This window comes from Micromonospora sp. NPDC049301, from assembly GCF_040678715.1.
Taxonomy (GTDB): Bacteria; Actinomycetota; Actinomycetes; order Mycobacteriales; family Micromonosporaceae; genus Micromonospora.
In genome coordinates, this window is sequence record NZ_JBFAQO010000015.1 from 43,406 (window position 1) to 65,853 (window position 22,448).

Sequence of the window (22,448 nt, forward strand, 5' to 3'; positions counted from 1 at the left end):
CGGTCAGCCGACGGCGGTGGGGGAGGGCGTGGCGCTGCCGCCCTGCGGTGCCTCCGGTGCCATCAGCCGGACGATCTCCGCCCGGTCGGCCGGCGAGGGCAGGCCCCACTCCGGCCGGTAGCCGTACACCTCGCGCAGTGGGGTGGAGCCGGTGCGGCCGTCCAGGATCTCCACGGCGTCGGTGCCGATCAGGCCGGGGTGCTCCACGCCGCACGCCTCGGCCACCTTCACCAGGTCGCGGCGCAGCGTCCGCAGGTAGTTGGCCGCCCGCACCGACTTCAGCGTCGGGTCCAGGCCACGGGCCAGCCACGCGTTCTGGGTCGCCACCCCGGTGGGGCAGGTGTCGGTGTGGCACTTCTGCGCCTGGATGCAGCCGATCGACAGCATCGCCTCCCGACCCACGTTGATCAGGTCGCAGCCGAGCGCGAAGGCCACGATGGCGTTGTCCGGCAGGCCGAGCTTGCCGCCGCCGACGAAGACCACCTGCTCGTGCAGGTCGTGCTCGGCGAAGACCTTGTACACCCGGGAGAAGCCCTGCTGGAACGGGAGCGACACCGAGTCGGTGAAGATCAGCGGCGCGGCGCCGGTGCCGCCCTCGCCGCCGTCGATCGTCACGAAGTCGACGCCCCGGCCGGTGTCCCGCATCAGGCTGGCCAACTCCTGCCAGAAGCCCAGGTCGCCGACCGCGGACTTGATGCCGACCGGCAGACCGGTCTCGGCGGCGAGCAGCTCCACCCAGTCGAGCAGACTGTCGCAGTCGGAGAACTCGGCGTGCCGGGACGGGCTCACGCAGTCCCGCCCGGCGGGGACGCCCCGGGTGGCGGCGATCTCGGCGGACACCTTCGCGCCGGGCAGCAGCCCGCCGAGGCTGGGCTTGGCGCCCTGGCTCAGCTTGATCTCCAGTGCCTTCACCGGCGCGCTGGCGACCAGGTCGCGCAGCCGGTCCAGGCTGAACCGGCCGTGCTCGTCGCGGCAGCCGAAGTACGCCGTGCCGAGCTGGAAGACCAGCTCACCGCCGTTGCGGTGGTACGGCGACAGGCCACCCTCGCCGGTGTTCTGCAGGCAGCCGGCGAGCGCCGCACCCCAGTTCAGCGCCGCGACGGCGTTGCCGGAGAGCGAGCCGAAGCTCATCCCGGAGATGTTGACCACCGACTCCGGCCGGAACGCGCGGGCCCGCCCCCGGGCCGCGCCGAGCACCTTCGCGCAGGGCAGCCGCACGTCGTGCCCGGCGGTCGGCGTCGACGGCGGCACGGCCCGGCCGAAGGTGCGGTGCTTGATGATCGGATAGCCGGGCGTGTACTCGATGTCGTTGTCGGTGCCGAAGCCGAAGTAGTTGTTCTGCTGCTTCGCCGACGCGTACACCCAGCGGCGCTGGTCCCGGGTGAACGGCCGCTCCTCGTTGTTGCCGGCCACGATGTACTGCCGAAGCTCCGGCCCGATCGCCTCCAGCAGGTACCGGGCGCGCCCGAGCACCGGGAAGTTGCGCAGCAGCGCGTGGTCGCGCTGGATCAGGTCCCGCGCGGCGAGCGCGGCGACGGCGGCGGCGACGGCGGGTACGGCTCGACGGGCCCATCTCATGCCCGGCACTCTTTCCGCCCACGCCGTCGGCCAAACCGGCCCATGGCCGACCCCGCGCTGGTCAGCCCTGGGGCTGGGTGATGTTGACCATCCAGTCGATGCCGTACGGGTCGACGCACTGGCCGTACTCGTCGCCCCACATCTGCTTCTCCAGCGGCATGGTCACCGTCCCGCTCCCGGACAGCTGCTCCCAGTATCCGCGCAGCTCGTCGGCGTTGTCGCCGCTGAGGCTGATCGCGATGTTGGTGCCGGGCACGTGGTTCATCCCGGGCGCGGTGTCCGACGCCATCAGGGTGAAGCCGTTGGCGGACTCCAGCCGCGCGTGCATGATCTGGTCGGTCAGGCCCGGCTCCGTGCTGCCGAACTCGCCGAAGGTGTTCATCGTCAGCTCGCCGCCGAACACCCGGTGGTAGAACTCCATCGCCTCGCGGGCGGTGCCGGGAAAGTTCAGGTACGGGTTGAGTCGTGTCTGCACTGCACCCTCCTTGGTCCTGGTCGGCGTCATCCTCGCAGACCGGTGGAGGGTGGACAACGAGGCGCGCCCACGTTTGCGCTGGTGCCGGGTCCGGCGGCGGCGCGGGTGCGCGCCCGTGCCGCCGCCGGTGCCCGGAAGGATCAGCGGTGCCGGAACGACTGGCGGACGTTCCCGCCGACGATGGTGCACCACGTGCTCGTGCTGATCTTGCCGCTGCGGGGCAGCCCGTGCAGCTCCTGGAGGTCCTTCACGGCGTCCCGGGTGGCGTGGTCGTACGCCCCGGTGACGGTGACGGCGTACCCCTTGGTGGCGAGGATCTCCTGCACCGCGGTCACCGGCAGGCCGCTGGCGTGCTGGTCCAGCTCGGGCACCAGGGTCTCCCACGTCGGCGTGGTGAGCGTCGCGTCCACGTCCACTGCGATGCCGTTGCGGGCCTGCCAGTCCTGAACGGCGGTCACGGTGGCGGCATCGAAGGTGCCGCTGACCGTCACCGGGTAACCGCGGAAGGCGAGCAGGTACTGCACCACCCGGACCGACGGGGAGTTGACGAAGCGCCACAGGTCGGGCCAGCGGCGCGCCGGAACGTCGGCCAGGTCGGTGCCGAGGGCGGCGAACACCCGCCGGCGCAGCGCCGGAAACTCGCGGTAGAAGGCGGCGCCCGGGCACTGCGTGGTGCGGAAGTCCCAGTGGCCGAAGATGTCGTGCGCGTGCAGCCCGTACTGCCGGCAGACGGCGACGCAGAGCTTGACCAGCGAGTCGGTCAGCGCCTCCGGCGGGGTCTCGGTGACGTAGGTGCCCTCGTTCTCGATCCCGATGGCCCGGCCGTTCTCGCCCGGGCAGTGCGCCGAGATCATCTGCCGGTCACCGGCTTCGAGGCGCTCCAGGCTGCCCCGCCGACCCTCCAGCACGTAGCCGCCCCGGCTCACCGTGAAGTGCTGGCCGGTGTCCGACCAGCCGTTGCCGTCCATGTGCAGGTCCTGGCAGTCGTGGGCCAGCTTGACCGCCTGCTCGCGGCTGTAGTCGGTGACGTTCGGGAACGCCATGTGGTGCACGATGATCTTGTTGGTGGGGATGGCGCTGACCGACAGCGGGTCCTTCGGCGGCCGGGCCGCCCACTCGTCGCAGCTGATGATCCAGTCCAGGTCGGCGCCGGGGGCGGCGTGCGCGGCGCTCGGGAAGGCGAGTTCGCTCCCGACTACGGCGACCGTGGCGGCGCCGAGACCGGCCCGCAGCAGCGTCCGGCGGTCCACTTCGGAATGGTCGACGTGCATGGTCTCTCCTCCTGCGGCCGGCGGCGGGGGATGAAAAGTAGCTCCAATGGCCGCACGCTCCCCGGAGGATATTGCCAAGACTCGTCCGTGCGCTAGAGGTCCGCAGCCGAACAAACCGGGGTCCGACATTCACGTCCCCCGCGATTCACTCCTCGATCGCGCCACCGATCCGGCGCAGGTGCCGACGGAAGGTGTACGCCGCGTCGGCGTCGCGCCGTCGCAGGTCGTCGGCGAACCTCGTCCCGGCTCATCTCGTACCCGCCGCACCGGGCGCCGGTCAACGCCGCCGCTCCCGGCGCGCGCGGGTGGGCATGGTCGGGAGCGGAACGGGTATGCGGCGCCCCGGGAGGCGGGCGCCTCCGGGGGAGCGCGGGTGTCATGGGAGCTGTCGTCGGCCTGGTCATCGTGGTCGTGGTCGTGGTGCTGGTGCTGTCACTCAGCATCCGGCTGGTGCAGCAGTACCAGCGCGGCGTCGTGTTCCGGTTCGGCCGGGTGCTGGAGGAGGTCCGCCAGCCGGGCCTGCACCTGATCGTCCCGGTCGCCGACCGGATGATGCGGGTCAGCATGCAGACCACGGTGATCGGCGTGCCCGCGCAGGGGGCGATCACCCGCGACAACGTCACGCTCACCGTCGACGCGGTGGTCTACTACCGGGTGGTGGACCCGGTGAAGGCGCTGGTGAACGTGCACGACTATCCCTCGGCTGTGCTTCAGGTCGCCCAGACCGCGCTGCGCTCGGTGATCGGGCGCGCCGACCTGGACACCGTGCTGGGCGACCGGGAACGGGTCAACGCCGAGCTGAAGTCCGTCATCGACGCGCCCACCGAGAAGCCGTGGGGGCTGCTCATCGAGCGGGTGGAGGTCAAGGACGTCTCGCTGCCGGAGGGGATGAAGCGGTCGATGTCCCGGCAGGCCGAGGCGGAACGGGAACGCCGGGCCCGGGTGATCGCCGCGGACGGCGAGTTCCAGGCATCGCGACGCCTCGCCGACGCGTCCCGCGCGATGGAGGCGACGCCCGGCGCGTACCAGCTGCGTCTGTTGCAGACGGTGGTGGACGTGGCGGCGGAGAAGAACAGCACGCTGGTCATGCCCTTCCCGGTCGAGCTGCTGCGCTTCTTCGACCAGATGGCCCCGCACGCCGCAGGGCCGGGCCAGCCGACCGCCGCGCCCGATCTGGGGCCGGTGACCGAGCAGGTGGCCACCGCCGCCGAGCAGGGCGACGACGGCTCGGCGGCGCCGGGTCGCTGAGCCGCCGCGTTTCCACGCGAGCCGGCGGGGGTAGGTCGGGGGCCGACCGTCCCAGCTGCCCCGCGTGGAGGAAAACCAGATGAGTGACAACGTCAGCGACGCGGTGGGCGACGCCCTCCGCTCGGTGATGCTCTTCCTGCCCAAGGCCGTCGCCTTCCTGGCGATCCTGGTGGCGGGTTGGCTGATCGCCAAGGCCGTGCTGAAGATCGTCGAGAAGGTGCTGGAACGGGTGGGCTTCGACCGCGCCGTCGAACGCGGCGGCGTCCGCCGGGCCCTGAGCCGCTCCCGCTACGACGCCAGCGACATCGTGGCGAAGCTCGTCTACTACGCGGTGCTGCTGCTCACCCTCCAGCTCGCCTTCGGCATCTGGGGGCCGAACCCGATCTCCGACCTGATCGCCGCCGTGGTCTCGTGGCTGCCCCGCGCCTTCGTGGCGATCGTCATCGTCGTGGTCGCCGCCGCCATCGCCAGCGCCGTGAAGGACATCATCGGTGGCGCGCTCGGCGGGCTGTCGTACGGCCGGGTGCTGGCCGGCATCGCCTCGGTGTTCATCCTCGGCCTCGGTGTCATCGCCGCGCTGAACCAGATCGGCGTGGCCACCGCGGTCACCACGCCGGTGCTGATCGCCGTGCTGGCCACCGTCGGCGGCATCCTCGTCGTCGGGGTCGGCGGCGGCCTGATCCGTCCGATGCAGAGCCGCTGGGAGTCGTGGCTGACCCGGGCGGAGCAGGAGTCGCAGCTGATCGCCACGCACGCCCGTGCCTACCGGACCGGCCGCCGGGAGGCCGAGGCGGAACTGGCCCGGCGGGGGACCACCGGCACCGACCCGGAGGCCACCCAGGTGGTCACCCGCCCGGCCGACCCGGACGCCACCCAGGTGGTTCGGCCCTCCTCCGACCCGGAGGCCACCCAGGTCGTCACCCTCGGCGTCGACGCCGAGACGTCGCCGGTGCCCACCCGGGCCTCCGGCGACGACACGACGCAGGTGGTCCCCCGGCCGTCCGACCCGGACGAGACGCAGGTGACGGGCCGCGACGCCGACACCACCCAGGTCGTGGGCACCGGCACCGACCGCGTCGCGCCCGACCAGCGCGCCAGCGACGACAGCGAGACCACCACGGTCATTCCGCCCGTCGACCCGAACCGTCGCTGACACCGAGCGGGACAGCGGGGCGGGATCCGCGAGGATCCCGCCCCGCCGCGTGTCGTCCGACGCGCCGAAATCGCTGGCCGGCCCCGCGACGCGGGTCTAGCATCGCCGACATGACCTGGCGACATTGATCCAGCGCCGTAGTCCGATCCCGTGGGCCACCGCGGGCACCGCACGTCCGGTGTCCGTCTCCACTCCCACGGGAAGGCCTCATGACCCGCATCGCCGCACGCGTGCCCGACCCGCCGGTCCGCCGGCTGACCACCACCCTCTACGGGTACGCGTTCCTCAGTGACCTCGTCCTGCTCTACCCGGTGTACACGCTGCTCTTCGCCGACACCGGGCTGTCGGTGGGGCAGATCTCCTCCCTCTTCGTCATCTGGTCGGTCGCCGGCATCCTGTTCGAGGTGCCCTCCGGCGCCTGGGCCGACGCGGTGTCCCGCCGGCTGCTGCTGCGCCTCGCGCCGCTGGTGACCGCCGCCGGGTACGCGCTCTGGGTGCTGGTCCCGTCGTACCCGGCGTTCGCGGTCGGGTTCCTGCTCTGGGGTGCCGGCGGGGCGTTGGTCTCCGGCGCGCTGGAGGCGCTGGTCTGGACCGAACTGGACCGGCTCGGCGCGGCCGGCCGGTACGCCCGGGTGCTGGGCCGTGCCCAGACGGCGGGCGTGCTGGGCGTGCTGGTGTCCGGGGTGCTCGCCGGCCCGGTGCTCGCCGCCGGCGGCTACCCGGCGGTTGGCGTGGGCAGCGTGCTCGCCGGTCTGCTCGCGGCGGCTGTCGCCGGCCGTTTCCCGGAGCACCGCCCGCCGCCGACCGCGCCCGCCGTGGCCGGGGAACCCGACCCGACACCGCCGTCCGGCGTGGACGACACCGACCAGGGTTGGTGGGACGCCCTGCGCGCCGGGGTGGCGCAGGTCCGTACGCGTCCACCGGTGCGGGCCGCCGTGCTGCTGGTCGCGGTGGTGACCGCCGACTGGGGCGCCCTGGACGAGTACACGCCGCTGCTGGCCCTGGACACCGGCGTCGGGGCGCAGGTCGTGCCGCTGCTGCTCCTGCTGCTCTGGGCCGGGGTGACCACCGGTGGGCTGCTCGCCCCGGCGGGCGAGCGGCTGAGCGGCCGGGGCTACGCCGCCCTGCTGGTCGTCGTCGCCGGTGCGCTGGCCGGGGGAGCCCTCATCGCGCACCCGACCGGGTTCGTGCTGCTCGCGGTGGCGTTCGGGGCGGCGCAATTGGCCACCGTGCTGGCCGACGCGCGGCTCCAGGAGCGGATCACCGGGAGCAGTCGCGCCACGGTCACGTCGTTCGCCGGGATGGCCACCGACGTGCTGGTCATCGTGACGTTCGTCGGCTACGGCCTGGTCGCCACGGCGGCCGGCAACGCGGTGGCGTTCGCGGTGGCGGCCAGCGCGTACCTCATCGTGGCGCTGGTGCTGCTGGCCCGCCACCCGCGCTCCACGGGCAGCGCGGGCACGCGGGGCGGCGTCGCGACGGTCGGCATGCGCCCGGACTGACCGGGGTGACGTGCGGTACGAGCCCGGCGGGGGTCGCGGCGACGGCCGCCGGGCGCCGGCTCAGCCGCTGACGTGCAGGAACGACCACTGGTGGCCGTCGATGTCCCGGAAGCCGCGCATGTACAGCTGGCCGTTGGTCGTCCCCGGCCCCAGCGCCTCTCCGCCGGCGACCGCCGCCTGGTCGATCAGCTCGTCGACCCGCTCCCGGCTCTCCACCGCCAGCCCCACGATGACCTCCCGGCTGGTCGCCGTGTCCGTCACGGCGACCCCCGTGTACTCCTCGAAGGCCGAGCGGAGGTGCAGCATCAGCCGGGTGCTGTCGGAGACGGTGAGCGCCATGCTGTCCCCGTCCAGCTCGGCCTGCTCACTGGTGAAGCCCAGCGACCGGTAGAACTCGGCGGCGGTGGTCAGGTCACGCACCGGCAGGTTGATGAACGTCATGGCCATCGGGATCGCGGCGTGGTCACCTCCCTATACAACCGGAGGAGGAAACGCCGCTCCCTCCCCTCGATAGTCGTGTTACATGATCCACTAACGCCTGTGGAGGACGGTGAGACCCGACCCGTGCAAGCGGTGAAGGCGCGGCCCGGCGAAGCAGGAAGCCCCTCGGGCGACCGAGGGAATCCCCGCCCTTCAGGGCGGTGGAGGATGTCAACGGTGGTCTCCGTCCGACTCCAGCAGCACCTTCAACGCGGCGAGCCGCTCCCGCCAGTACGCCTTCAGCTCCGCAGCCTGCTCGGCCCCCGTCAGCTTCTCGTGCGAGACGCTGACCCGGGCCTTCGACTCGCCGACCGCGTCGAAGCCGACGACGATTCGGGTGGGACCACCGGCCCAGTCGGCCCGGAAGCTGCGGGGCGCGGTGGCGGTGCGGACGCGCACCTCGACGACCGGCAGCCATCGGGCGCGCGCCGGCTCGTCGGCGAACGCCTCGAACAGCCGCGGCACCGGCACCGCCACCGTCCGGCTTGCGCTGGCCGAGAAGCCGCCCCCGCGCTGCTGACCGGGCGCGCGCAGGCCGCGCGCCTGCTCGTACCCGACGGTGATGCTCTGTGCCCACCAGCCCGCCACCTCGTGCCCGACGACCAGCTGGCGGGCGATCTCGGTGTGCGTCCGCTCGGTGGCGCCCACGGCGTCGAGCAGGGCGAACCACTCCGCCCAGCCGCGGCCGGTCCGCGCGCGCATCAGGTCGTCGGCGATCCGCTCGGTCTGCGCCGCGGCCGGCGCCGCAGACGGCGACACGTCCGGTGCCGGCGCGGCGGTGGGTGTGGCGGCCCGATTGATCAGGTGCCGGCGCGCGGTGGTGTAGCTCTCGCCGGTCTTCACCATCCGGGCTCGGACCCGGGTCTTGAACGATCTCTGGTTGGTCATCGCATGCTCCCGGTCAACGGCACAGTCACCGGGACTCACGCTCCCGTCGACCCCGCCGGAGTGGGGCATGTGGCACCACGTCCCGAGGGCTCCAGGGCCCCCTTTGCCTCCGCGTGGCCAGCGGCGTGAGCGCCGGGAGGGAGGTGCGGCGCAGGACTACGCCGACGTCATCCTACGCCCGAAACGGCCTTCGGTGCGGCCGTCAGGGCTGTTCGCCGTCGAGGTAGACCCACCGGCCGTCCTCGCGGACGAACCGGCTGCGTTCGGTCAGCGTGCCCGGCCGACCCGCGTCCCGGTAGTGCGCGAGGAACGTCACGGTGCCGGCGGTGTCGAGCAGGCCGCCGCGCTCGGTCTCGACGACCTCCAGCCGGGTCCACCGCTGCCCGGGGTCCAGCTCGAGGCGTGCCGGTCGGGTCGAGGAGTGCCAGCTATGTAGCAGGTAGGCAGCATCGCCGCGAGCGAAGGCGCTGAACCGCGAGCGCATCAACGCCTCGGCGGTCGGCGCCTGCGCCAGGCCGTCGTGCGCCGGGCCGCAGCAGTCGGCGTACGCCCGACCGGAGCCACACGGGCAGGCGCGTCCCGTCGTCGCGTCCGCCCGCCGGCGCCCCGCACGCTTGCCCACGCCGTCATCCTGCCGCACCAATGGCCGGCCCCAAGCACCGACCGTTGCTAGTGCGGTGTCCACTAACGTTTGCCGGGTTGGCGGCCGGGGGTTTTGTCGTACCGATGGTGTTGGGTTTGGTTGTGCCTCGTCGTCGGGATCCTGCCGCGCCCCGGGTGGTGTATCGCAGCGCGCGGGTGGCGTTGCGGGTGACGCCCGGGCAGCGGCGGCGGTGTTTCGGGTTGTGCTGCCGGAGGTGCTCACGCACCGTCGTGCCGGACGGCACCTTCCCGGTGCCGGCCAGTCCCGACGTGACCCCCGCCGCCCACGGGCGGCGCGAGGATCAGTTGGCCCGCGCAGGCCCGCCCCACCACCCGGAGGGGAGTCGCTCGCCCACAAGGCGAGGATCCACAACCACCACCGGACACCCGGTGCACCTTCGTGGACACCGCACTAGCTGGGCCGGCGCAGCGTTCGCAGGTATTCGCCGGGGGTCGTGCCGACGGCGGAGCGGAAGTCGTTGACCAGGTGTGATTGATCGGCGTAGCCGAGGCGGGCCGCGATCTCGGCTGCGCAGGCTGCGCCGTTCGTCGCGAACTGCCGGGCGACCTCCTGGAGCCGTACCCACCGCCTGACCCACGCTGGACCACGACCGATCGTCTCCCGCAGGGCCCGCTGCACGGTCCGCCCCGACGGGCCGGCCGGCAGAGGGTCACCTCGGACGATCGCGGCCACCACCTCGTTGGCGAGCAGTTGTCTCGGGGTCAAGGGCCGTTCGGCGGCCATCTCGCCGATGAGCGCGGTCGCTCGGGCGATCCGGGACTCGACGCCCGTCGCGCCGGCGACCGCCCGCATCAGCGCGTGCAGCCGGGCGTCCAGTTCGGGAACGACCGGAAGTGTCCGGTCGGCGATCGCCTCGGGGGTCAGGTCGCTCACGACGGCGAGTCCGGCCGGGCGGAGCCGGATCGCGAACGCGGTACCCCACCCGGCGATCTCGCGAGTCCACGCCCGCCCGTGGACCCCGGTCACGACGAGTTCGGCGGGGACGTGCCCGGCCTCGACGGTGAGGGTCACCGCCGGATCGGTGATGATCTGCTGCTCGATGCGCTCCCCGCGGGGAAGGTTCCACGCCACGGTCCAGAAGTGGTCGACCAGCGGGGCGACGGCGGCACCGGCTTCGTGCGTCGTGGCGGAGTAGCGCGCGAGGTTCTCCGGGTGCAGAACACCCGACCGGTCGGCCAGCCCGATCGGCCGCGGCGTGTTTGTCATGGCGCCAGGCTGACAGCCCGTGTCGCGATTCTCCAAGACCCTCCGTGCCGCTGCGGAGAAGATGGCGTCCATGCACAGCACCAACTACGTGGATACGTTCATCCAGGTCGCGGAGGACAGCACGGTGTCGAGCGCCGCCGTTCCGCCGAAGCGGACCACGCCCGGTATCGCGGAGCTCACGTTCCGGATGATCGCCGAGGCGCCATACCGCTACACCTCGGACGACGTGATCTTCACTGTCTGGGCCGACCGACGTGGGATACCCGAGGCCGAGCGTGCGGCCGCGCGGGACGAGTTCTTCGCCAAGGGTCAGCCGTGCCTACGTGCGAGCGACCTCGGCAAGCGGTACGGCTGGGGCATCCACGCGGACTCCGCCGGCCGGGTTGCGCTAGTGCCCTTGGGCTCGACCGAGTACGCGCAGCTGACCGGTGGCCGCGCACCGGACGGACGGACCGTCACCGTGACCCGTGCCATGCGCAGCAGCCGGCGAAGCGGCCGGTAGGTTGCTGGTGTCAAACGGCGGTCGACCGGGTCTGGGTCGATATGAACGCTCCCAAGGTTGAAGATCAAGCTAGTCCACCGGCAGCGGCACCGGCCGCTTCGCGACCCGGTCGTCGCCCGACGACCGGCCGCGCAGGTGCCGGGCCAGCCAGGGAAGCAGGTGCCGTCGGGTCCAGGCCAGCTCGGCGCCGAACACCTCGCCCCGGCGGCGTCGCGGTGCCGGCGGCAACGGCCGGGTCCAGGAGTCGTCGAACCCGGGCAGGCCCGCCGTGTACGCCAGCGCGGTGGCGATCCGCTCGTGCCCGGCGCTGTTGGCGTGCAGCCGGTCGTCGCTCCACAGCCGGGGATCGGAGGAGACCGGGTGGGCGCCCAGGTCGAGCAGGGTGGCCCCGGTCCGCGCGGTGGCGGCGCGCAGCGCCTCGTTGAGGGCCAGCATCCGGCCCCGCAGCGGCCGGGCCAGCGGCATCACCGGCGCCGGGTCCGGCATGGTGAAGGTCAGCACGGTGGCGCCCTGCCCGACCAGTGCCCGCTGCATGGCCGCCACGTCCTCGGCGACCTGGTCGGCGTCGAAGGAGGGGCGCAGCACGTCGTTCATGCCGGCGACCACGGTGGCCAGGTCGGGGGCCAGGTCGAGGGCGGGTTGGAGCTGCTCGGCGCGGATCCGCGCGGTCGTCCGGCCACGGATGGCCAGGTTCGCGTACTCCAGGCCGCCCTGGGCACGCGCCACCGCCAGGGCGAACCGGTCGGCCCAACCCCGGTAGCCGCCGGCGCCGTCCGGGTCGTCCAGCCCTTCGGTGGTGCTGTCGCCGATCGCCACGTACCGCTGCCACATCACCCGGGCGAGGTTAGTCGCCCGCCACCGCGGGCGGGCCGGGGGCGGTCGGGCAGTGACCGTTGACGATCCTCGCCACGCACCGCCGGGCGGGCAGGCGCGCTCACAGCCAGCCGGAGCGGCGGAACAGGCGGTACAGGGCGAGGGCGGTGAGCGCCATCAGGGCGAACGCGAAGGCGTAGCCGTAGCGCCAGGCCAGCCCCGGCATGTTCGGGAAGTTCATGCCGTACACGCCGGCGATGCCGGTCTGGGTGGCCGCAATGGCCGCCCACGCCGCGATCTTGCGCATGTCGTTGTTCTGCTCCACGGCGAGCTGCGCCAGCCGGGACTGCACGATCGAGGTGAGCAGGTCGTCGTACGCGGCCACCCGGTCCACCGCCCTGCTCAACCGGCCGTCCACGTCGACGAACCAGCGGTGCAGGGAGCGCGGCGGCCCCTCGGTCCCCGGGTCGAGCAGCGTCCGCATCGGCGCCTGCAACGGCAGCACCGCCCGCTTGAACTCCACCACCTCGCGCTTGAGCTGGTAGATGTGCTGGATGTCGGCGGAGCGGTCGCGGGCGAACACCGACTCCTCGACCCGTTCCAGGTCCCGCTCCACATGCGCGGCCACCTCCAGGTAGGAGTCGACCATGCGGGCGCAGACCGCGTACGCCACCGCCCACGGCCCGGCGGCCAGCAGGGCCGGCCGGCCCTCGATGTCGGCGCGGACGCTGCGCAGCGCCCCGACGGCGCCGTGCCGGACAGTGATGGCGAACCGGTCGCCCAGCAGCACCATCACGTCCCCGGTGTCGATCACCTCGGAGGTGTCGGTCAGCTCGTCGTGCTCCACGTAGCCGGCGGTACGCAGCACCAGCAGGGTGACCGGCCCGTGGCGCTGCACTGTGGGCCGGTGCCCGTCGGCGAGCGCCTGCTCGACGGTCAGCTCGTCGAGGCCGAAGGTGCGGCCCACCGCGGCGAGGACCGCCGGGCCCGGGTCGTGCAGCCCGAGCCAGACGAAGGTGTCACGGCCGCGCTGGGCGCGGGCGAACGCGTCGGCGTAGTGCGGGCGGCCCGGTTGGCGCCGACCGTTGACGTAGACGGCGCAGTCGACCACGGCGTCCGGGTTGGGTCGGCGCGGCGCCGGCAACGCCTCCTCGACCCGGCCGAGGAGCCGGCGGGTCAGGGCGAGTACGCCTCGGCCGGCCCGGTCCCGTACCGATCGCTGATCCACCGCGTGCCTCCCCGTCGCCGGCGCACCGCCCAGATCAGAGGGGATGGTGCCACCGCATTCTGCCGAGCAGGGTCCGGCTTGCGACAGCCGGGCGGCGGACTCAGGCGGTGCGGGTGGCGAAGACGACGATGTTGTCCACGTAGTTGCCGGTCCCGGCGTCGAACCGGCCGCCGCAGGTGATCAGGCGCAGCCCGGCGACGTCCGCCGGACCGTAGACCAGGGTGGTGGGGAAGCGGTCCTTCGGGTACGACCGCACGACGTCCACTGTGAACGTGGTGACCCGCGCGTCGGCGCGGGTGATGCGGATCTCCTGGCCGGCGCGCAGCCGACCGAGGTCGAAGAAGACCGCCGGGCCGGCCGCGGAGTCGACGTGTCCGACCAGGACGGCGTTGCCGGTCTCACCCGGGCTGACCCCGTGCCGGTACCAGCCGGCGAGGGTGGGCCGGTCCAGTGGCGGCACCTCCAGCACCCCGGCGGCGTCCGCGCCGATCGGGACGACCGCGGCGCGGACGTCGATGGCAGGGATCTGCACCCGGACGGGCGCGGCGCGCGGCAGCGGCGCCAGGTCCGGTGCGGGGTGGGTGCGGGTCGGCGCCTCGGCCGGCGGCCGGGGTGGCCGCTCCGGGCCGCCGGTGAGGCCGACGGTGATCAACCCCAGCCCGCTCACGCCGAGCAGGGCGACCACGGCCGGTAGGGTCCGCCGTCTCCACACGTGCCGACCTCCGTACGGGATCGTCGGGGTGCCCGCGCCGGTGACACCGGTGCGGGCACCCGTCCTCAGGGATGGAGCGGGTCGCCGGTCAGGCGACGGCGGACACCGGACGACGCCGGCGGAACAGGATCACCGCGCCGGCGAGGGCGGTGCCGAGCAGCGTGCCGCCGGCGGCGAGGGCACCGTTGTCGCGGTTGCCGCCGCCGGAGCCGGCGGGGGCGCCGCCGATCGGGGTGACCGTGAACGTCGCGCTGCCGGCCGAGCTGCCGTCGCCGCAGGTGGCTGCCACGGTGTACGTGCCCAGGGTGAACCCGGCGGTGAAGAGTTCGGCGCTGAGCCCGCCGCCGGCCGCGGCGGTGGTGGACCGGACGTTCTGGTCGCGGTTGGGACCGGTGACGCGGAAGATGGCGTCACCCGACTTCGGATTGCAGGTCGTCGCGGTGAGAACGACCGTCCCACCGACCGGGGTGGTGGCTGGTGACACGGTGGTGTCGGCCAGTGCGGCGCCCGGTAGTAGGAGTGTGCCGAGGCCCACGCCGAGCGCCGCCGAACAGAGTGCTGTTGAGACCTTCATACGCGTCTTCCCTCACTTTTCGTCCGCTGACTGCCTGGGACGTCGTTCGGGTGGCCAACTCCGTGACTAGCACCGGTGTGCCCAACACTAGGTGCGTTGGGACCTCGATCCGGTGAAAATGAGAAATCCTCGTTGCCGTCACGTGTCCACCCGAAGGCGGGGAGAGCTGCGGAAAGGCCCCGACGGGCCGACCGGCGTCGCTGATCCGATCGATGTCCGTCCGGTCGGGCTGTCGCCGCTGGGCCGATGGCGAGGTATTGGCGGCGACGGCGGGAAATGCGCCGCCGCGCGGCCGTTTCGCCGGGGTCGTTCAGCTGGCCCGCCCCGCCGGGGCCGGCTCGGGCATCGGCTCGCCCGTCTCCAGCAGGGTCTTGAGGCTGGCCAGCAGCTCCGGCCAGCCGCCGCTGCCGTCGAGCTGGCCGCTGATCGCCCGGTGCATCTCGCTGTCGGGGGAGAACCCGTCGTGGATGACGGTCAGCCGGACGGCGTCCGGGCCGTGCGGCTCGATCTCGAAGGTCACCGCCGACCGGCGCTCGTCGAGCCGGGCGGCCAGCTGCTCGGCGGACCAGCCGAAGTGCTCGGCGTGCTCCGGCTGGAAGCCGTGCCAGCTGTAGGAGAGGCGCCGGTGCGGCTCGGCGACCCGCACCCGCTGGCCGAGGTCACGGGGCTCGCCGTCGGGCGAATCCTGCCACAGCACCGGTGAGCCGACCTGCCAGTCGGACACCAGCGCGACGCCGCCCCAGTAGCGGCGGGTGAAGGCCGGCTCGATGAGCGCGGCCCAGAGCCGCTCCGGCGTGGTGGTGATGTACGTGGTGTAGACGAACGTCGGACTGTCCATGGGCTGACGCTCCAATGCTGTGCGCAGGTCGGCGAGCGCCGCCGCCCGCTGATGGTCGTAGCGGCTGAGCCACCGGTCGGCGATGGCGATGATCGGGGCGGCGTTGAGGTAGTGCAGCTTCTCCCGGCCACGCCGCACCGTCGTGACGAGCTGCGCCGCCTCCAGCACCGCCAGGTGCTTGCTGACGGCCTGTCGGGTCGTCGCCAACCCGTCGCAGAGCTCCCGCAGGGTCTGGCCGTTGCGCTCGTTGAGCCGGTCGAGCAGCCGGCGGCGGCTGGGATCGGCCAGCGCCCGGAACGCCTCGTCCATCGATCCTCCCATAGGCAACCATTCGGTTGCCGTCGAACCATAGGCAACCGGATGGTTGCGTGTCAAATCGTAGCGCCGACTTCTGCCGACCGGATAAATCGGGGGTGCGGCTCGGAAAGGCGCTGGTAGGTTCCGTGCCCGTGACAAGGGGCAGGGACAGCGGACTGGGCACGCGGTTCGCCCGGCTGTGGGCGGCCAGCACCCTCTCCGCCCTGGGCAGCGGCCTGGCCACCGTCGCCGCGCCGCTCTTCGTCGCCTCGCGGACGAACGACCCGCTCGTGGTGGCTGCGGCATCCGCCGTGGCCTGGCTGCCCTGGTTGCTCTTCGCCCTGCCGGGCGGCGTCCTGGTGGACCGGATGGACCGGCGCCGCCTGATGATCGTCATCGACCTGGTGCGCGTGGTGGCGCTGGCCGTGCTGGCCGCGGCGATAATGACCGGGACAGCCGGGGTGGTGCTGCTGTACGTAGTGCTGTTCGTGGTCAACACCGGCGAGATCGTGTTCCGCTCGGCCGGCCAGGCCATGCTGCCGACCGTGGTGCCCCGGCACCGTCTGGAGCGCGCCAACGGGTGGCTCGGCGGCGGCACCACCCTCATGCACGGCATGCTCGCCGGCCCGCTGGGCGGTTTCCTGTTCGCCCTCTCGGCGGGCAGCCCGTTCCTGGTCAACGCCGTCACGTACGCCCTCAGCGCGGTCCTGGTGGCGCTCATCGGAGGCGACTTCCGGGCCGCCGCCACCGACGCGAACACACGGCGGACCCGTTCGATGCGCCGGGAGATCGTCGAAGGTCTGCGCTGGCTGGCCCACCAGCGCCTGCTCCGGACGATGGCCGTGCTGGTCGGCCTGCTCAACGTGACCCTGACGGCCGCGCTGGCGGTGCTGGTGCTGCTCGCCGACGAGCGGCTGCGGCTCGGGTCCGTCGGCTACGGGCTGCTGTTCACCTGCATGGCCGCCGGCGGGGTGCTCGGCGCGCTCGTCGGCGATCGGCTCATCGCCTGGTCCGGCGCCACCTGGACGATCCGGATCGGCCTGCTGATCGAGGCGGGGCTGCACCTGGCGCTGGCCGCGTCCCGCAGCACGGTCGTGGTCGGGTTCGCGCTCTTCGCCTTCGGCGTACACAGCGCACTGTGGAACATCGTGGCGAACTCGCTGCGCCAACGGCTCACCCCGCCGGGGTTGCAGGGCCGGGTGGCCAGCACCACGCTCTTCGTGGCGGCGGGCGGCAACTGCGTGGGCGCGCTGCTCGGCGGTCTGCTCGCCGCCCGGTTCGGCATCACCGCGCCGTACTGGGTCGGGCTCGTGGTGGCGATCGGCGTCGCCGCTGCCACCTGGCGGGTCTTCAACCGAACGGCGGTGGCCCGCGCCTACGCCGACCCGCCCCCGACCGCACCCGAGCCCGCCCAGGTGGCCTGACCACGTCCCCGCCTCGGGTCGCGACGTGTGACGGGGTGAAGGGTGTGGCAGCGTGGGGCGGTGACCGAATCCGCGCCGCTGGACGTCGACCTCGCGCTGCTCGGTGGCGGTGGCGCCGCGTCGCTGCTGCTCGCCGCGTTGGACCGGCACGGCGTACGCGGCCTGCGGATCGCGGTCGTCGACCCGGTGCGCCGGCGCGGCCAGGACCGCACCTGGGCGTTCTGGGGCCACCCGGACGGCGACCTGGACCCGCTGCTCAGCGCGAGCTGGCAGCAGGTCGAGGTGGTCACGCCGGCGCGGCGGCGGGTGCTGGACCTGGCCCCGCTGCGGTACGCCATGCTCCGCTCCGGCCCGGTCTACGACCGGGCTGCCGAAGCCGAGCGCCGCCTCGGCGCCACCCGCATCGTCGCGCCCGCCGAGACGGTGGTCGACGACGGCACGCGGGTAGTGGTGCGCACCGGGGGCGGGCCCACCGTCCGGGCCGGCTGGGTGCTCGACTCCCGCCCCCGCCCGCCGGCCCGACCCGGGCGGACCACCTGGTTGCAGCACTTCCGGGGCTGGTGGCTGGAAGCCGACCGGCCGGCGTTCGACCCGGCGCGGGCGGTGCTGATGGACTTCCGTACCCCGCAACCGGCCCGGGGCGTCTCGTTCGGGTACGTGCTGCCGGTGAGCGAGCACTACGCCCTGGTCGAGTACACGGAGTTCTCACCGGCGCTGCGCACCGACGCCGGGTACGACGCGGCGCTGACCGGCTACCGGGACCTGCTCGGGCTCGATCCGGCCGGGCTGCGGGTGCGCGAGGTGGAGAACGGGGTGATCCCGATGACCGACGCGCCGTTCCCGGCCCGGCCCTCGCCGCGGGTGGTCCGCCTCGGCACGGCGGGCGGTGCGACCCGCCCGTCCACCGGCTTCACCTTCTCTGCGATGTACCGCCAGGCCGACCAGGCGGCCCGCGCCCTCGCCGCCGGCCGGCCGCCGGTGCCCGCGCCGGCGTACCCGCGCCGGCACCGCTGGATGGACGCGGTCGCGCTGCGTGCGCTGGACCGGGGCGGGGTCGGCGGCGCGGACTTCTTCGACCGGCTCTTCGACCGCAACCCGGCCGAGCGGGTGCTGCGCTTCCTCGACGGCGTGACCAGTCCCGCCGAGGAGGTCGCGGTGATGAACTCCACCCGGCTGCTGCCGATGATCGCCGCCACCGCCGGCGACGCGGCGCACCGGGTCCGCGACCGGCTGCGCCCGCCCCGCCCCGCCCCGGCCATCCCGGCCGCCGTCGTGGGCGTCCCGCCCGCCGGCACAACGGGCGACGCCGTACCGGGCGTCGCCGGATCGGAGCCTGGCGGGCCGCGCCGCTGACCGGCTGGGGTCAGCGCTGGGCGGTCACCGCGGCAGGGATCGGGAGCGGCGGGTCCTGTATCCGGTCACCGTCACCGGCCCGGCGTGGCGACCCCCCGAGCGCGGGGCGCGGCGTCGTCGCCCGGTAGGTTGCCGGGCATGGTGGACGCGGCGGCCGGCAGAGGTGTGCAGATCTGGACCGACGGGGCGTGCAGCGGCAACCCTGGGCCGGGCGGTTGGGGCGCCCTGCTGCGCTACGGCGACCACGAGCGGGAGCTGTGCGGCGGCGAGGCCACCCCGACCACCAACAACCGGATGGAACTGATGGCGGCCATCCAGGCGTTGGAGAGCCTCAACCGGCCGGTCACCGTGGAGCTGCACACCGACAGCACGTACGTGCGCAACGGCATCACCAGCTGGCTGGCGTCCTGGAAACGCAACGGCTGGCTGACCGCCGCGAAGCAGCCGGTGAAGAACGCCGACCTGTGGCAGCGGCTGGAGGCGGCCTGCGAGCGGCACCAGGTCACCTGGCTGTGGGTCAAGGGGCACAACGGGCACCCGGAGAACGAGCGGGCCGACGGGCTGGCCAACAAGGGCATGACCGAGGCGCGGGCCGCGGCGCTGACCAGCCGCTGAACCCGCGCTGAGCCGGCGTCAGCGGGTCGCGTCCGGATGCCCGGGCATGCTGGACCCGCCGCCGCTGCTGCCGGAGGAGCCGCCGGCGACACCCGAGTTGTCGTCCTCGGTCACGATGTCCGGCCGCACGTCGGTGCCGTCCGGCGGCGGCACCTCGGTGTCCGCCTCGACCTGCACCAACCGGGCCTGGCCGGCCTCGTCCTCGCTGTGCTGCGGGTCGCCCGGCAGCTCACCGTCGCGCTTTCGGAAACCCACGCCGTGCCCCCCGTCGGTGCCGTTCCGCGTCGGCGGTGGCTACCCGGCGTCGTCGCCGACGAAACCTCACCCGGCCGTGGTGACCGGTGGTCGCGCGGCCGGGCTCCCGTCCGGCGCGGTGGCCGGCAGGCGCAGGGTCCGCCGACGGGTGAGCGCGACGGCCAGGGCCAGCGCCAGCGCCCCGGAGACCACCAGGAACGCCGGGGTGTTGCCGAGGTGGTCGTTGACCGCGCCGCTGGCCGACGAGCCGACGGCGATACCCAGCTGCCCGACGGTCTGCAACCAGCCGTACGTCTCGGCGAGCCGGGGCGCCGGGGTGGACAGGGCCAGGATCTCGTCGGTGACCGCGAGGAACGGCGCCAGCGCGAGCCCGAAGACCGCCAGCGCGACGGCCATCTGCGGCACGGAACGGGGCAGCAGCAGCGCGAGCGAGGTGGCGGCCAGGGTGCCGACCAGTGCCAGGTACGCCCCGGCGGGGCTGCCGGGTCGACCCAGGCGGGCCAGCAGCAGGGCGCCGGCGAGGCTGCCCACCGACCAGACGGTGACCAGCAGGCCGGCCTGCGCCGGGTGCCCCACCGCGCTGGCGAAGGCGGGGACCAGCACCCACATGGCGCCGATGCCGACCATGTAGCCGACGTGGGTCGCCAGGACCGTTCGGCGGACGGCCTGACCGGGCGCCGCGGACCGGCCCCCGGCGGGCCGGCGCTCGACGTCGCGACGGGGTATCACGATCGCGGTGCCGACCAGCCCGGCGGTGCCGATCGCGGCGAAGGTCAGCAGCGCCCCGGCCGGACCGCTGACCAGCAGGCTCACCGTCACCGCGAGCGGGCCGCCCACGTAGAGCACCTCCTGCCCGACGGCGTTGACGGCGTACGCGCGGCTCAGCGCGGGGGAGGGGACCATCCGGGCGAGCTGGGCACGCCCGCTGCCCATGGCCGGTGGTGTGCTGAGGCCGGCGGCGGTGGCCAGCGCGACGAACGCCACCGGGTTGGTGACCGCCGCCAGCCCGAGCAGGGCGAGCAGGTGGACGAGGCCGGTGGCGAGCAGCACCGGCCGGTCACCGAGCCGGCCCAGCAGCCGACCGGCCAGCGGGGCGGTGAGCGCCAGCCCGATCCCGCAACCGGCGCTGGCCGCCCCGGCGGTGGCGAAGCTGCCGGTGTTCTGGTGACCGAGCAGCACGACGAGGAGCTGGCGCATCGCGACCGGTAGCTGCGCCACGGTCATCAACACGATGAGCAGTGCCGCTCGCCGGGGTAGGTGCACGACTCATTGAATCGACCGGGGGCCGGCCGCGCCAATCGGCCCATGTGCTTCGGTCGGGCCGACCGGTCGCGTCAGCGGCGCCGGCCCCGACGGGCGGGGACGGTGGCGCGGCCCGGCCGGCGGACCGGTGTCAGGGTCAGCGCCGTCCAATGCGCCGGTCGGGTGAGGGTCGCCGGCAGCCCGGTGCGCGCGTCGCCGCGTGCGGCGTCCAGCTGAGCCTGGTGCAGGAAGAGAGTGGTCCGCAGGTCGGCGCCGCGCAGGTCGGCACCGCGCAGGTCCGCGCCCGTGACGTCGGCCAGGCCCAGGTCGACACCGCGCAGGTCGGCGCCGATCAGCAGCGCCCCGCGCAGGTTGGCCCGGCGCAGGTCCGTCCCGCGCAGGTCCGTTCCCAGCAGCTGGGCACCGCGGCGGTCGGGGCCGGCGGCGCCGCCCCGGGATCGGGCCGCGTCCCCGGCCCGCGACAGCAGCGGGTTGACCCGGTCGCGGTGCGCGGCCACGTCCACGGCACGCAGCCGCGCCGGGTCACCTTCGGTGAGCGCCGCCGTCTCGGCGCGGGCGCGGTCCAGCTCGACGCGCAGCTCGGCAGGCGGGCGCAGCGCCAGCGCCTCGGTGAGGTACCAGAGCAGCTCGTGCAGCGGACGCAGCACGGTGAACGCGGCGGCCATGTCCGGCAGCGTCTCCGGCGCGTCCCGCCAGTCCCGCCCACCGAAGGTCACCTGGGCGACCTGCTGGCCGGCGCCGAAACAGTCGAACACCGTGCAGCCGGGAAACCCGCGCTCCCGCAACTCGGTGTGGATGCCGCAGCGGTGGTCGGGACGCAGGTTGGCGCAGGGTTGACCGGCCGGCTTGTCGACGGCGAAGTCCGCCGACGCGGCGAAGGCGGGCACCACGCAGCACAGCCCGAAGCAGCGCCCACAGTCGGCGCGCAACGGCGTCGGCCCGGGCGGGGAAGCGGGGCTGGGCGACACGGAACGGTCCTCCTGGCGATCGGGCACGGCCACCACCATTGTCCCGCGCGCCGCCCCGACCGGGCGGGTCGGGGTCACCGTCCGTGCGTGTCGCCGGCCGCCGCGGAGCGGGGTGCGGGGGTACGCGGGCCGCCCGGCTGCTGCGGCGCCAACCGGCGGATGGCCCGTTCCCCGTCGCTGGTCGGGGCCACGCTGCTGGCCGGAATGGCCGGGGTCGGGCACGGGCTGGCGATCCCGGTCGGGGTGGTGACCGCGCTGGTGGCGTTCGCCGTCCAGTTCCTCTACATCCTGCGCACGTCCGCAGCCGAGCAGGACCGACAGCGCTCAGACCGAGCGCCAGTCGTCCGACGTCATGCTGTTGGCCTGCGGGCCCATCAGCAGCATGCCGCCGTCGACCTGCCAGGACGCCCCGGTGACGTAGCTGGCGGCGGGGGAGGCGAGCAGCGCGACCACGGCGGCCACCTCCCGGGCGTCGCCCGGCCGTCCCACCGGCACGCCGGGCCGCTCCTGGGTGAACGGGTCGACGTCCTCCTGACCCGTCATCGGCGTGGCGATCTCGCCCGGCGCGACCGCGTTGACGGTGATCCCGTCGGCGGCCAACTCCTGCGCCATCACCCGGGTGAGCAGCCCGAGCCCGCCCTTCGCCGCACAGTACGCCGCCGACCCGACCCGGGGCGCGTGCTCGTGCACGCTGGTGATGTTGATGATCCGCCCGCCGACCCGGGCCGCCCGCATCCGCCGGGCGGCCCGCTGCCCGCACAGGAACGGCGCCTCCAGGTCGACCGACACCACCTCACGCCACTGTTCCCAGGACGTGTCGACGAACGGGGTCGAGGCGCCGGTGCCCGCGTTGTTGACCAGCACCCCGATGCCGCCCAACCGGTCGGCCAGCTCGTCCACGACCGCCGCCGCCTCCGGCAGCCGGGTCAGGTCCACCTCGGCGACCTCGCAGCGCCGCCCCGTGGCGCGGACCTCGGTGGCCGTCCGATCGGCGCCGTCCGGGTCGCCGTACCAGGTGATGCCGATCTCGAAGCCGGCCTCGGCCAGGGCGACGGCGCAGGCCTTGCCGATGCCGGAGTCAGCGCCGGTGACGACCGCGATCCTCGGGTAGTTCTCGTATCGCTGAGGCATGCTCCCGCAC

At 73.8% G+C, this 22,448-nt stretch carries 22 protein-coding genes and 1 pseudogene; 7 read left to right on the top strand and 16 right to left on the bottom strand.

Features of this window, described 5'->3' with window-relative positions:
* Window positions 1–3 precede the first annotated feature (3 nt).
* From AB0K07_RS28990 to AB0K07_RS29000, 3 genes are all read right to left on the bottom strand, one after another.
* A complete protein-coding gene (locus AB0K07_RS28990) occupies window positions 4–1,578 on the bottom strand; it encodes an FMN-binding glutamate synthase family protein (protein WP_363760193.1) in 1,575 nt (524 codons plus the stop codon).
* 61 nt (window positions 1,579–1,639) lie between these two features.
* Window positions 1,640–2,053: a VOC family protein gene (locus AB0K07_RS28995; RefSeq protein WP_363760196.1), complete on the bottom strand. Its 414-nt coding sequence runs from the start codon at window positions 2,051–2,053 to the stop codon at window positions 1,640–1,642.
* A 140-nt stretch (window positions 2,054–2,193) separates the two neighbouring features.
* The gene (locus AB0K07_RS29000) at window positions 2,194–3,324 is read right to left on the bottom strand and encodes an N-acetylmuramoyl-L-alanine amidase (protein WP_363760199.1); all 1,131 of its coding nucleotides are present in this window, start codon (window positions 3,322–3,324) and stop codon (window positions 2,194–2,196) included.
* A 378-nt stretch (window positions 3,325–3,702) separates the two neighbouring features.
* Here AB0K07_RS29000 and AB0K07_RS29005 point away from each other — a divergent pair, with 378 nt between their 5' ends.
* The 3 genes and pseudogenes from AB0K07_RS29005 to AB0K07_RS29015 all read left to right on the top strand — a co-directional run bounded on the left by AB0K07_RS29005 (window position 3,703) and on the right by AB0K07_RS29015 (window position 7,227).
* On the top strand, window positions 3,703–4,572 hold the full coding sequence (locus AB0K07_RS29005) for an SPFH domain-containing protein (RefSeq protein WP_363760202.1): 870 nt from the start codon (window positions 3,703–3,705) through the stop codon (window positions 4,570–4,572).
* A 79-nt stretch (window positions 4,573–4,651) separates the two neighbouring features.
* Window positions 4,652–5,410 (top strand): annotated as a pseudogene (locus AB0K07_RS29010) (hypothetical protein); the annotation flags it as partial.
* A gap of 524 nt (window positions 5,411–5,934) precedes the next feature.
* Window positions 5,935–7,227: an MFS transporter gene (locus AB0K07_RS29015; RefSeq protein WP_363760205.1), complete on the top strand. Its 1,293-nt coding sequence runs from the start codon at window positions 5,935–5,937 to the stop codon at window positions 7,225–7,227.
* 60 nt (window positions 7,228–7,287) lie between these two features.
* On the opposite strand, the gene AB0K07_RS29020 is transcribed toward AB0K07_RS29015, so the two are convergent.
* The 4 genes from AB0K07_RS29020 to AB0K07_RS29035 all read right to left on the bottom strand — a co-directional run bounded on the left by AB0K07_RS29020 (window position 7,288) and on the right by AB0K07_RS29035 (window position 10,465).
* Entirely contained in the window at window positions 7,288–7,668 is a 381-nt protein-coding gene (locus AB0K07_RS29020; protein ID WP_363760208.1) for a VOC family protein, read from the bottom strand.
* Between the two features lie 210 nt (window positions 7,669–7,878).
* A complete protein-coding gene (locus AB0K07_RS29025; protein WP_363760211.1) occupies window positions 7,879–8,595 on the bottom strand; it encodes a hypothetical protein in 717 nt (238 codons plus the stop codon).
* A 202-nt stretch (window positions 8,596–8,797) separates the two neighbouring features.
* Window positions 8,798–9,217 (bottom strand): YchJ family protein, encoded by a 420-nt coding sequence (locus AB0K07_RS29030; RefSeq protein ID WP_363760214.1) that lies wholly within the window; start codon window positions 9,215–9,217, stop codon window positions 8,798–8,800.
* A 432-nt stretch (window positions 9,218–9,649) separates the two neighbouring features.
* Window positions 9,650–10,465, bottom strand: coding sequence for a helix-turn-helix domain-containing protein (locus tag AB0K07_RS29035; RefSeq protein ID WP_363760217.1), 816 nt, complete (start codon window positions 10,463–10,465; stop codon window positions 9,650–9,652).
* A gap of 70 nt (window positions 10,466–10,535) precedes the next feature.
* On the opposite strand from AB0K07_RS29035, the gene AB0K07_RS29040 reads away from it, so the two are divergent.
* Window positions 10,536–10,967, top strand: a complete 432-nt coding sequence (locus AB0K07_RS29040; protein ID WP_363760220.1) for a DUF6157 family protein — start codon at window positions 10,536–10,538, stop codon at window positions 10,965–10,967.
* 69 nt (window positions 10,968–11,036) lie between these two features.
* Here AB0K07_RS29040 and AB0K07_RS29045 read toward each other — a convergent pair whose 3' ends face one another.
* From AB0K07_RS29045 to AB0K07_RS29065, 5 genes are all read right to left on the bottom strand, one after another.
* On the bottom strand, window positions 11,037–11,798 hold the full coding sequence (locus AB0K07_RS29045; RefSeq protein ID WP_363760339.1) for an SGNH/GDSL hydrolase family protein: 762 nt from the start codon (window positions 11,796–11,798) through the stop codon (window positions 11,037–11,039).
* Window positions 11,799–11,901: 103 nt separating this feature from the next.
* On the bottom strand, window positions 11,902–13,008 hold the full coding sequence (locus tag AB0K07_RS29050) for a magnesium and cobalt transport protein CorA (RefSeq protein WP_363760223.1): 1,107 nt from the start codon (window positions 13,006–13,008) through the stop codon (window positions 11,902–11,904).
* Between the two features lie 100 nt (window positions 13,009–13,108).
* Entirely contained in the window at window positions 13,109–13,720 is a 612-nt protein-coding gene (locus tag AB0K07_RS29055; RefSeq protein ID WP_363760226.1) for a class F sortase, read from the bottom strand.
* Window positions 13,721–13,808: 88 nt separating this feature from the next.
* A complete protein-coding gene (locus AB0K07_RS29060) occupies window positions 13,809–14,294 on the bottom strand; it encodes a hypothetical protein (protein WP_089021271.1) in 486 nt (161 codons plus the stop codon).
* Between the two features lie 310 nt (window positions 14,295–14,604).
* Window positions 14,605–15,441: a metalloregulator ArsR/SmtB family transcription factor gene (locus AB0K07_RS29065; RefSeq protein WP_363760229.1), complete on the bottom strand. Its 837-nt coding sequence runs from the start codon at window positions 15,439–15,441 to the stop codon at window positions 14,605–14,607.
* 140 nt (window positions 15,442–15,581) lie between these two features.
* Here AB0K07_RS29065 and AB0K07_RS29070 point away from each other — a divergent pair, with 140 nt between their 5' ends.
* The 3 genes from AB0K07_RS29070 to rnhA all read left to right on the top strand — a co-directional run bounded on the left by AB0K07_RS29070 (window position 15,582) and on the right by rnhA (window position 18,821).
* A complete protein-coding gene (locus tag AB0K07_RS29070) occupies window positions 15,582–16,853 on the top strand; it encodes an MFS transporter (protein ID WP_363760232.1) in 1,272 nt (423 codons plus the stop codon).
* A gap of 60 nt (window positions 16,854–16,913) precedes the next feature.
* On the top strand, window positions 16,914–18,206 hold the full coding sequence (locus AB0K07_RS29075; protein WP_363760235.1) for a lycopene cyclase family protein: 1,293 nt from the start codon (window positions 16,914–16,916) through the stop codon (window positions 18,204–18,206).
* A gap of 138 nt (window positions 18,207–18,344) precedes the next feature.
* The gene (rnhA, locus tag AB0K07_RS29080) at window positions 18,345–18,821 is read left to right on the top strand and encodes a ribonuclease HI (RefSeq protein WP_363760238.1); all 477 of its coding nucleotides are present in this window, start codon (window positions 18,345–18,347) and stop codon (window positions 18,819–18,821) included.
* An 18-nt stretch (window positions 18,822–18,839) separates the two neighbouring features.
* Here rnhA and AB0K07_RS29085 read toward each other — a convergent pair whose 3' ends face one another.
* From AB0K07_RS29085 to AB0K07_RS29100, 4 genes are all read right to left on the bottom strand, one after another.
* Window positions 18,840–19,076, bottom strand: coding sequence for a preprotein translocase YidC (locus AB0K07_RS29085; RefSeq protein ID WP_363760241.1), 237 nt, complete (start codon window positions 19,074–19,076; stop codon window positions 18,840–18,842).
* 66 nt (window positions 19,077–19,142) lie between these two features.
* On the bottom strand, window positions 19,143–20,300 hold the full coding sequence (locus AB0K07_RS29090; RefSeq protein WP_363760244.1) for an MFS transporter: 1,158 nt from the start codon (window positions 20,298–20,300) through the stop codon (window positions 19,143–19,145).
* Window positions 20,301–20,410: 110 nt separating this feature from the next.
* A complete protein-coding gene (locus AB0K07_RS29095) occupies window positions 20,411–21,307 on the bottom strand; it encodes a pentapeptide repeat-containing protein (RefSeq protein WP_363760342.1) in 897 nt (298 codons plus the stop codon).
* Between the two features lie 324 nt (window positions 21,308–21,631).
* Window positions 21,632–22,438: an SDR family oxidoreductase gene (locus tag AB0K07_RS29100; protein ID WP_363760247.1), complete on the bottom strand. Its 807-nt coding sequence runs from the start codon at window positions 22,436–22,438 to the stop codon at window positions 21,632–21,634.
* Between the last annotated feature and the right edge of the window lie 10 nt (window positions 22,439–22,448).

What these genes read in the sequence shown, in the direction of transcription:
- AB0K07_RS28990 (WP_363760193.1), bottom strand. Translation starts at nt 1,578, where the DNA reads ATGAGATGGGCCCGTCGAGCCGTACCCGCCGTCGCCGCCGCCGTCGCC.
- AB0K07_RS29000 (WP_363760199.1), bottom strand. Translation starts at nt 3,324, where the DNA reads ATGCACGTCGACCATTCCGAAGTGGACCGCCGGACGCTGCTGCGGGCC.
- AB0K07_RS29005 (WP_363760202.1), top strand. Translation starts at nt 3,703, where the DNA reads ATGGGAGCTGTCGTCGGCCTGGTCATCGTGGTCGTGGTCGTGGTGCTG.
- AB0K07_RS29015 (WP_363760205.1), top strand. Translation starts at nt 5,935, where the DNA reads ATGACCCGCATCGCCGCACGCGTGCCCGACCCGCCGGTCCGCCGGCTG.
- AB0K07_RS29020 (WP_363760208.1), bottom strand. Translation starts at nt 7,668, where the DNA reads ATGACGTTCATCAACCTGCCGGTGCGTGACCTGACCACCGCCGCCGAG.
- AB0K07_RS29025 (WP_363760211.1), bottom strand. Translation starts at nt 8,595, where the DNA reads ATGACCAACCAGAGATCGTTCAAGACCCGGGTCCGAGCCCGGATGGTG.
- AB0K07_RS29035 (WP_363760217.1), bottom strand. Translation starts at nt 10,465, where the DNA reads ATGACAAACACGCCGCGGCCGATCGGGCTGGCCGACCGGTCGGGTGTT.
- AB0K07_RS29040 (WP_363760220.1), top strand. Translation starts at nt 10,536, where the DNA reads ATGCACAGCACCAACTACGTGGATACGTTCATCCAGGTCGCGGAGGAC.
- AB0K07_RS29045 (WP_363760339.1), bottom strand. Translation starts at nt 11,798, where the DNA reads ATGTGGCAGCGGTACGTGGCGATCGGCGACAGCACCACCGAAGGGCTG.
- AB0K07_RS29060 (WP_089021271.1), bottom strand. Translation starts at nt 14,294, where the DNA reads ATGAAGGTCTCAACAGCACTCTGTTCGGCGGCGCTCGGCGTGGGCCTC.
- AB0K07_RS29065 (WP_363760229.1), bottom strand. Translation starts at nt 15,441, where the DNA reads ATGGACGAGGCGTTCCGGGCGCTGGCCGATCCCAGCCGCCGCCGGCTG.
- rnhA (WP_363760238.1), top strand. Translation starts at nt 18,345, where the DNA reads ATGGTGGACGCGGCGGCCGGCAGAGGTGTGCAGATCTGGACCGACGGG.
- AB0K07_RS29090 (WP_363760244.1), bottom strand. Translation starts at nt 20,300, where the DNA reads ATGACCGTGGCGCAGCTACCGGTCGCGATGCGCCAGCTCCTCGTCGTG.
- AB0K07_RS29100 (WP_363760247.1), bottom strand. Translation starts at nt 22,438, where the DNA reads ATGCCTCAGCGATACGAGAACTACCCGAGGATCGCGGTCGTCACCGGC.